The sequence below is a fragment of the Streptococcus infantis genome (genome assembly GCF_001579645.1).
Lineage (GTDB): Bacteria > Bacillota > Bacilli > Lactobacillales > Streptococcaceae > Streptococcus > Streptococcus infantis_E.
On the sequence record NZ_KQ970818.1, the window covers coordinates 13,740 to 22,728 of the forward strand.

Here is an 8,989-nt window from a genome sequence, read left to right on the forward strand (position 1 = left end):
TCTGTCCCACTCTCTTTTTATACTCTTTAAAAATCTCTTCAAACCACGTCAGCTTAGCCTTGCCGTATGTATGGTTACTGACTTCGTCAGTTTCATCTACAACCTCAAAAACATGTTTTGAGCTGACTTCGTCAGTTCTATCCACAACCTCAAAACGGTGTTTTGAGCAACCTGCGGCTAGCTTCCTAGTTTGCTCTCTGATTTTCATTGAGTATTAATTTCCATCAGTTTATTGCATCCCCTTCTCAAAAAAAAAGTAAATTTATGGTAAAATGGAGATAGAAAGTTGAAATGATGAGTTATTTTAAAAAGTATAGATTTGATAAATCCAAGTTTAAGTTAGGGATGCGAACTTTCAAGACAGGGATCGCTGTTTTTTTAGTTCTTATGATTTTTGGTTTTTTTGGTTGGAAAGGACTTCAGATTGGAGCCTTGACTGCAGTTTTTAGTTTAAGAGAAGACTTTGATAAGAGTGTTCATTTTGGTACTTCTCGTATTCTCGGAAATAGTATCGGTGGTTTTTATGCCCTGATTTTCTTCCTTTTAAATAATCTTTTACACGGCGCCTTCTGGGTAACCCTCCTTGTTGTTCCGATTTGCACCATGTTAACCATTATGACAAATGTTGCTATGAACAATAAAGCAGGTGTTATCGGGGGAGTTGCTGCTATGTTGATTATTACCTTATCAATTCCGAGTGGAGAGACTGTTTTGTACGTGTTTGCTCGTGTATTTGAAACTTTTATGGGTGTTTTTGCAGCAATTCTTGTAAATTACGATATTGATCGTTTACGGAGCATTTTACTGAAAAAAACAAAATAATGTCACAAGATATAACATTATTGATTGACGATTGAATTTTTTTAGACTATAATAGACAGAAAGAAGGAAGTGTACATGAAGGAAAAAGAATTTCGTCGCAATATGGCAGTTTTTCCTATTGGTAGTGTTATGAAACTGACCGATCTTTCGGCGCGCCAAATTCGTTACTATGAAGACCAGGAATTGATTAAACCTGATCGCAACGAAGGTAATCGCCGTATGTATTCTTTGAATGATATGGATCGATTGCTTGAGATTAAAGATTATATCTCTGAAGGTCTTAACATTGCTGCCATTAAGAAAAAATATGCTGAACGTGAGGCGAAGTCTAAAAAACCAGTGAGTCAAACTGAGGTACGTCGAGCCCTTCGAAATGAAGTTCTTCAACAAAGTCGCTTTGCTTCTCAACAATCACCTTTTGGTCGCGGTTAGGCAACCGCTAGTCGTCATATATAAGGAGAAAAACCATGCCAATCACAGCTGCAGATATTCGTCGTGAAGTTAAGGAAAAAAATGTAACCTTTATCCGCCTCATGTTTTCAGATATTTTGGGAACCATGAAAAACGTCGAAATTCCTGCTACAGATGAACAACTAGACAAGGTCTTGTCAAACAAGGCTATGTTTGATGGATCTTCTATTGAAGGGTTTGTTCGTATCAATGAATCAGACATGTATCTTTATCCAGATTTGGACTCTTGGACGGTCTTCCCTTGGGGAGATGAAAATGGTAGTGTTGCAGGTTTGATTTGTGACGTCTATACTACAGAAGGAGAGCCATTTGCTGGGGATCCTCGTGGAAATCTCAAACGAGCTCTTCGTCACATGGAAGAAGTTGGATTCAAATCTTTCAACCTTGGGCCTGAGCCAGAATTTTTCCTGTTTAAGCTTGATGAAAACGGAGATCCAACTCTTGAGGTAAATGACAAGGGTGGTTACTTTGACTTAGCACCTACAGACCTTGCGGATAACACTCGTCGTGAGATTGTGAATGTCTTGACTAAAATGGGATTTGAAGTAGAAGCCAGTCACCACGAAGTTGCCGTAGGTCAACATGAGATTGACTTTAAGTACGATGAAGTTCTTCGTGCATGTGACAAGATTCAAATCTTTAAACTTGTTGTAAAAACAATTGCCCGTAAACATGGTTTGTATGCAACCTTTATGGCTAAACCTAAATTTGGTATCGCTGGTTCAGGAATGCACTGCAATATGTCCTTGTTTGATGCTGAAGGGAACAACGCCTTCTTTGATCCAAATGATCCAAAAGGAATGCAATTGTCAGAAACAGCCTATCATTTCCTTGGTGGTTTGATCAAGCACGCTTACAATTATACAGCTATCATGAACCCGACAGTTAACTCATACAAACGTTTGGTTCCAGGCTACGAAGCGCCGGTTTACATCGCTTGGGCTGGTCGTAACCGTTCACCACTTGTCCGCGTTCCTGCTACTCGTGGAATGGGAACACGTTTGGAATTGCGCTCAGTAGACCCAATGGCAAATCCATATATCGCAATGGCTGTTCTTTTGGAAGTTGGTTTGCACGGTATTGAAAACAAAATCGAAGCACCAGCGCCAATCGAAGAAAACATCTATATCATGACTGCAGAAGAGCGTAAAGAGGCTGGCATCACAGACCTTCCATCAACTCTTCACAACGCTTTGAAGGCCATGACAGAAGACGAAGTGGTAAAAGCAGCTCTAGGTGAACACATCTACACTAGCTTCCTTGAAGCCAAACGAATTGAATGGGCAAGCTATGCAACCTTCGTTTCACAATGGGAAATTGATAACTACCTAGATCTATACTAATGATACATCAGAAAGATTGTCCGTGAGGACAATCTTTTTTTCTTGCAATTTATATCGAGGTGTGATATATTTTATATAACGAAGTGCGATATATCGGATTAAATAGGAGGTCTGATTAAATGGAATTAACAGATAAGATTAGGCGGGTTTACCTTCCCATGACCGAAACGGGTTTTTATATTCTGTTCTGTCTGCAAAAGGAGAACCACGGCTATGGTATTACGCAAAAGGTTAAAGAGATGACAGATTCGCAAGTATCAATTAGTCCTGGAACTATGTATGGAACCCTATCGAAGATGGAAAAGGATGGTTTGGTTTCCTTTGTCCGAGAAGAGGAAAAACGTAAAATCTATCACATAACAGACTTGGGTCGAAAAGTTTTAGAGATTGAGTTGAAACGTATTGAGCGGCTCTACAGAAATAGTCGGGAGGAGCTTTGATGGAAAAGAAAGTTGTTTATAGAATTGCTACCATTGCGGATTATGATAGAGAGGCTCTCTATCTCGGAAAAATGCATGCTCAGGGCTGGAAACTTAAGGAAGTAAATTATTCTAACTTAGTAGTTGCGGTTAAGTATACTTTTGAAAAGTGCCAACCGGAGCAGGTGGTTTATCAGTTGGACTTTTATCCTATGAAAAAATCAGAGAGAGCTTCCTATTTACAACTATTTAAAGATTGTGGCTGGGAGCATATTACAGACTTTAATGGTTTTTCCTACTTTAGAAAGCTTTATTCTGGGGTTGAGTCGGATGCCGAGTTTGAAATTTATAATGACGCGGCCGGGAAGTTAGCAATGGTCAAGAAGATTTTAACAATGCGGATGCTTCCTATTTTACTTCTCTTTTCAGCGCTACTACCGATTTTCCCAAAGTTTGTCAGTGGAGGTAGTTCTTTCAGTTGGGAAATGTTTTTGATTGTTATCATAAACTGTACTTTATTGATAGTTTTCGCGATTCAGATTTCTTATATTTTTTGGAGATTGTTTCAAAAGTGGAAAGAATTATCTGATAAATAAAACCATGCATGTTTTCTAATTTGGAGGTCAGACAATGAATAGCAAAGTACAATTTCGAATGTTTACCATTTTTGATTTGGATAAGGTAGAAGATTATTTGCATGAGATGCATTTGAAAGGTTGGAAATTTAAATCGAATCGTTTTGGTTTTTTCTATTTTGAACAATGCCGACCAGATGATGTAATTTACCGTGTATGGAATACTAGCTACCTTAGAAAAAATGAGGTAGATTTACAAAGTATTAAGGATAGAGGATGGGAATTTGTGGAAAATTGTTCTTATACTGTTTTTCGAAAAGCAACTTGTGATGTAGATTTAAATGATCAATCTTTCATGAACAATCATCTTCGATGGGCTGGTGTTAAATCTGGACTTCGTACATCGACAGTAACCATCTCTGGTGGTCTAGTTGTTTGTATGAGCCTATTTCGGGAAAGCCTCTCTCATTCTTTCTTCCTTATTTTTGCCCTATATGCTCTCATGATTTCTTATCTAATCTATAGTTTTTACAGACTTAGACGAAAATATTTGGTTGATTGACATTGGTTTCTAGGTCCTCAGACTGATTTTTAGCACTCTTGACAAAAGAGTGCTAATTTTTTGAGTTTTTGTCTTGACATTCTTTTCTAAGGGTGTATAATAGAATCATAAGTTAGCACTTGGATGTATCGAGTGCTAAAAAAGATCTATCAGAGAGGAGTGACGAGATGGTTACAGAACGTCAGCAGAATATTTTAAATCTGATTATTGACATCTTTACCAAAACGCACGAACCTGTGGGATCTAAGGCCTTGCAAGAGTCTATCAACTCTAGTAGTGCTACCATTCGAAATGATATGGCAGCTCTAGAAAAGCAAGGTTTGCTTGAAAAGGCTCATACTTCCAGTGGTCGGATGCCGAGTGTGGCTGGATTTCAATACTATGTCAAACACTCCTTGTCCTTCGACCGTTTAGCTGAGAATCAAGTTTATGAGATTGTAAAAGCATTTGATCAGGAGTTCTTCAAGCTTGAGGATATCCTTCAAGAGGCAACTAAAATCTTGTCAGACTTGAGTGGTTGTACGGTTGTAGCACTGGATGTCGAACCAAGTAGGCAGAAGCTGACAGCTTTTGATATTGTTGTCCTCGGACAACATACAGCTCTGGCAGTTTTTACGCTTGATGAGTCTAGAACAGTTACCAGTCAGTTTTTGATTCCGAGAAATTTCTTGCAGGAGGATTTAAATCGCCTCAAGACCATGATTCAAGAACGTTTCCTGGATCAGACTGTTTTGGATATTCACTACAAGATTCGGACAGAGATTCCGCAAATTATCCAACGTTACTTTACAACAACGGATAACGTCATGGACCTCGTCGAACATATCTTCAAAGAAATGTTCAATGAAAATATCGTGGTTTCTGGCAAAGTCAATCTTTTGAATTTCGCAAATCTAGCAGCTTATCAGTTTTTTGATCAGCCACAAAAAGTAGCTTTAGAAATTCGAGAGAATCTGATTGGCGACCAGATGCAAAGTGTCCGAGTTGCGGATAGCCAAGAATCTTGTCTTGCTGACCTAGCAGTGATTAGCAGTAAGTTCCTCATTCCCTATCGTGGGTTGGGAATTCTAGCTATTATAGGTCCGGTTAATCTGGATTATCAACAATTGGTCAATCAACTTAATGTTGTCAATCGAGTTTTGACTATGAAGTTGACGGATTTTTACCGCTATCTCAGCAGTAATCACTATGAAGTGAATTAAGATTGAAATCATTAAAGGAGGCGAAAATGGCCCAAGATATTAAAAATGAAGAAGTAAAAGAAGAGGAAGTTGTGGAAACAGCTGAAGAAACAACTCCTGAGAAGTCTGAATTGGACTTGGCAAATGAACGTGCCGAAGAATTTGAAAACAAATATCTTCGAGCTCATGCAGAGATGCAAAACATTCAGCGCCGTGCCAATGAAGAACGTCAACTCTTGCAACGCTATCGCAGCCAAGATTTGGCAAAAGCAATCTTACCATCACTAGATAACTTAGAGCGTGCCCTTGCCGTTGAAGGTTTGACAGATGATGTGAAGAAGGGTTTGGAAATGGTGCAAGAAAGTTTGGTACATGCTCTAAAAGAAGAAGGAATTGAAGAAATTCCAGCGGATGGAGAATTTGACCATAACTACCATATGGCCATTCAAACAGTCCCAGCAGATGACGAACATCCAGCAGACACCATCGCACAAGTCTTCCAAAAAGGCTACAAACTCCATGACCGCATCCTAAGACCGGCTATGGTGGTTGTATATAACTAGGCTAGAGAACTTAAAAACCTTGTCCGAAATGACACTAAACTATGAAAGAATGATAAAACGCAAGCCGGAGGCTTGCAAGGAAGATATTTCCCGCCGTGGTGAAAGTTTCAGTAGCTTGTGCTACTGAAACAGGGGATTTTTGAGACAGTAGGCTCAAAAATAAGTGATGAAATCCCGAAGGGAGTTGCTCACGTCCCCACCACTTAAGGGAAAATATCAAAAAGAAGAAAAGAAGAAAAAACAACAAGGAGAAAAACATATGTCTAAAATTATCGGTATTGACTTAGGTACAACAAACTCAGCAGTAGCAGTTCTTGAAGGAACTGAATCAAAAATCATCGCAAACCCAGAAGGAAACCGCACAACTCCATCTGTAGTGTCATTCAAAAACGGTGAAATCATTGTTGGTGACGCTGCAAAACGTCAAGCAGTCACAAACCCAGATACAGTGATTTCTATCAAATCTAAGATGGGTACTTCTGAAAAAGTTTCTGCTAACGGGAAAGAATACACTCCACAAGAAATCTCAGCTATGATTCTTCAATACTTGAAAGGTTATGCTGAAGAATACCTTGGTGAAAAAGTAACTAAAGCAGTTATCACAGTTCCAGCTTACTTCAACGATGCTCAACGTCAAGCAACTAAAGACGCTGGTAAAATCGCTGGTCTTGAAGTAGAACGTATCGTCAACGAACCAACTGCAGCAGCTCTTGCTTACGGTTTGGACAAGACAGATAAAGAAGAAAAAATCTTGGTATTTGACCTTGGTGGTGGTACATTTGACGTATCTATCCTTGAACTCGGTGATGGTGTCTTTGACGTATTGGCAACTGCAGGGGATAACAAACTCGGTGGTGACGACTTTGACCAAAAAATCATCGACCACTTGGTAGCAGAATTCAAGAAAGAAAATGGTATCGACTTGTCAACAGACAAGATGGCCCTTCAACGTTTGAAAGACGCAGCAGAAAAAGCGAAGAAAGATCTTTCTGGTGTAACTTCAACTCAAATCAGCTTGCCATTCATCACTGCTGGTGAGGCTGGACCTCTTCACTTGGAAATGACCTTGACTCGTGCGAAATTTGACGATTTGACTCGTGACCTTGTAGAACGTACTAAAGTTCCAGTTCGCCAAGCCCTTTCAGATGCAGGTTTGAGCTTGTCAGATATCGACGAAGTCATCCTTGTCGGTGGTTCAACTCGTATCCCTGCCGTTGTAGAAGCTGTTAAAGCTGAAACTGGTAAAGAACCAAACAAATCAGTGAACCCTGATGAAGTAGTTGCTATGGGTGCTGCGATCCAAGGTGGTGTGATCACTGGTGATGTGAAAGACGTTGTCCTTCTTGACGTAACGCCATTGTCACTTGGTATCGAAACAATGGGTGGAGTCTTCACAAAACTCATCGACCGCAACACAAAAATTCCAACATCTAAATCACAAGTCTTCTCAACTGCAGCGGACAACCAACCAGCCGTTGATATCCATGTTCTTCAAGGGGAACGCCCAATGGCAGCAGATAACAAGACTCTTGGACGCTTCCAATTGACTGATATCCCAGCTGCACCTCGTGGTATCCCACAAATCGAAGTAACATTCGACATCGATAAAAACGGTATCGTATCTGTTAAAGCCAAAGACCTTGGAACTCAAAAAGAACAAACAATTGTTATCCAATCTAACTCAGGTTTGACAGACGAAGAAATCGACCGCATGATGAAAGATGCAGAAGCTAACGCTGAAGCAGATAAGAAACGTAAAGAAGAAGTTGACCTTCGTAACGAAGTAGACCAAGCTATCTTTGCGACTGAAAAGACAATCAAAGAAACTGAAGGTAAAGGCTTCGATGCAGAACGTGATGCTGCACAAGCTGCCCTTGATGAGCTTAAGAAGGCCCAAGAAGACAATAACTTGGACGAAATGAAAGCAAAACTTGAAGCCTTGAATGAAAAAGCTCAAGGACTTGCTGTGAAACTCTACGAACAAGCCGCAGCAGCACAACAAGCTCAAGCAGGAGCAGAAGGTGCCCAAGCAACAGGAAACGCAGGCGATGACGTCGTAGACGGAGAGTTTACGGAGAAGTAAAACAATCCAGTGGATTGTTTTAGCGGAACCTCTTGAAATAAAGAAAGGTTCCGAGATTTTAGGATTCCTTTAATCCGAAACTTAATTCAGCCTAACTCGTTAAGAATGACTAATCACTAAAGTGATTGTCATTCTACGGCAATCGCTATGGCGACTTGCCTAAACGCCTTACTAGTTCAAAAACATAGTATAATCGACTTTGTTTTTGAACGTCGTAATGATAAGAAGAAATCCAGAGGTTGCAACCCAGCCTCTGTTTTTCGGTAAAATAGAGGATGTTGCGAATGAAAAAAGTACTTTGTATCATTTATCCTAATTTTTCTCTTTATGAAATAACCGCTTTAACGAGTACTTTAGCTCTGTCTTTTGACGTCACGATTGATTATGTCGCTTCAGATCACTCGATGGTGGTCTCTGAGGATGGTTTTCCCTGTCAACCGACGAAAACACTAGATCAAATCCGTATAGAAGAGTATTCTTGTGTGATTTTGCCAGGAATGGTAAATATAGGGCCTGCTCTACACGATGAGAAATTGATTTCGTTCTTGAGGGATCTTGGTGAGCGAGATGTCTTGATTGCAGCCATTTCTTCAGCGCCCCTTTTATTGGCGAAAGCAGGTTTGTTGAAGGACACGAAATTTACAGGTGGAATTTGGCAAAACTTCTTTGACTATTTTGAATTTCTTCCACGTGAAAATTTCCAACCGAAAGTTCTTGTGCAAGATAAACAGATCATTACGGCTATCGGTTTTGCTCATCAAGAGTTTGCAAGGAAAGTGATTCTAAGTTTAGGGTTGGCAGAGAATACGGATAACTATTTTAAAGAACAGAACGAGTACGCTGAAGAGGATTTGATATTTACTCTATCAAACCAAGAATTTGAACAAGTGAAGCAAAGTATAGAAAACATCCTCTAAAGATTTACTTATAAATTATAGAAAGGAACAAAGAGTGTTCGCAACTGAACACG

Annotated in this window: 10 protein-coding genes and 1 pseudogene; 10 read left to right on the top strand and 1 reads right to left on the bottom strand. The window is 39.7% G+C overall.

From position 1 onward, the window contains the following. Positions 1-208 (bottom strand): annotated as a pseudogene (locus SINDD18_RS11130) (hypothetical protein); the annotation flags it as partial. An 86-nt stretch (positions 209-294) separates the two neighbouring features. Here SINDD18_RS11130 and SINDD18_RS00085 point away from each other — a divergent pair. The 10 genes from SINDD18_RS00085 to SINDD18_RS00130 all read left to right on the top strand — a co-directional run bounded on the left by SINDD18_RS00085 (position 295) and on the right by SINDD18_RS00130 (position 8,936). Next, positions 295-822 carry an FUSC family protein gene (locus SINDD18_RS00085; protein ID WP_061863212.1) on the top strand — a complete coding sequence of 176 codons (528 nt, stop codon included), beginning with the start codon at positions 295-297 and terminating at the stop codon, positions 820-822. Positions 823-897: 75 nt separating this feature from the next. Next, a complete protein-coding gene (glnR, locus tag SINDD18_RS00090; RefSeq protein ID WP_000659543.1) occupies positions 898-1,254 on the top strand; it encodes a transcriptional repressor GlnR in 357 nt (118 codons plus the stop codon). 35 nt (positions 1,255-1,289) lie between these two features. Further along, positions 1,290-2,636, top strand: coding sequence for a type I glutamate--ammonia ligase (glnA, locus tag SINDD18_RS00095; RefSeq protein WP_061862651.1), 1,347 nt, complete (start codon positions 1,290-1,292; stop codon positions 2,634-2,636). Positions 2,637-2,755: 119 nt separating this feature from the next. After that, positions 2,756-3,076: a PadR family transcriptional regulator gene (locus SINDD18_RS00100; RefSeq protein WP_061862652.1), complete on the top strand. Its 321-nt coding sequence runs from the start codon at positions 2,756-2,758 to the stop codon at positions 3,074-3,076. Beyond that, positions 3,076-3,651, top strand: coding sequence for a DUF2812 domain-containing protein (locus SINDD18_RS00105; protein WP_061862653.1), 576 nt, complete (start codon positions 3,076-3,078; stop codon positions 3,649-3,651). Before SINDD18_RS00100 ends, SINDD18_RS00105 begins: the two co-directional genes overlap by 1 nt. Before the next feature lie 34 nt (positions 3,652-3,685). Beyond that, the gene (locus tag SINDD18_RS00110) at positions 3,686-4,192 is read left to right on the top strand and encodes a DUF2812 domain-containing protein (protein ID WP_061862654.1); all 507 of its coding nucleotides are present in this window, start codon (positions 3,686-3,688) and stop codon (positions 4,190-4,192) included. A 167-nt stretch (positions 4,193-4,359) separates the two neighbouring features. Then, complete coding sequence (gene hrcA / locus SINDD18_RS00115) at positions 4,360-5,394, top strand: heat-inducible transcriptional repressor HrcA (RefSeq protein ID WP_061862655.1); 1,035 nt, start codon at positions 4,360-4,362, stop codon at positions 5,392-5,394. A gap of 26 nt (positions 5,395-5,420) precedes the next feature. Further along, positions 5,421-5,936: a nucleotide exchange factor GrpE gene (gene grpE / locus SINDD18_RS00120; RefSeq protein ID WP_045763635.1), complete on the top strand. Its 516-nt coding sequence runs from the start codon at positions 5,421-5,423 to the stop codon at positions 5,934-5,936. A gap of 259 nt (positions 5,937-6,195) precedes the next feature. Then, on the top strand, positions 6,196-8,019 hold the full coding sequence (gene dnaK / locus SINDD18_RS00125; RefSeq protein WP_061862656.1) for a molecular chaperone DnaK: 1,824 nt from the start codon (positions 6,196-6,198) through the stop codon (positions 8,017-8,019). Positions 8,020-8,303: 284 nt separating this feature from the next. Further along, positions 8,304-8,936: a DJ-1/PfpI family protein gene (locus SINDD18_RS00130; protein WP_061862657.1), complete on the top strand. Its 633-nt coding sequence runs from the start codon at positions 8,304-8,306 to the stop codon at positions 8,934-8,936. The last annotated feature ends 53 nt before the right edge of the window (positions 8,937-8,989 follow it).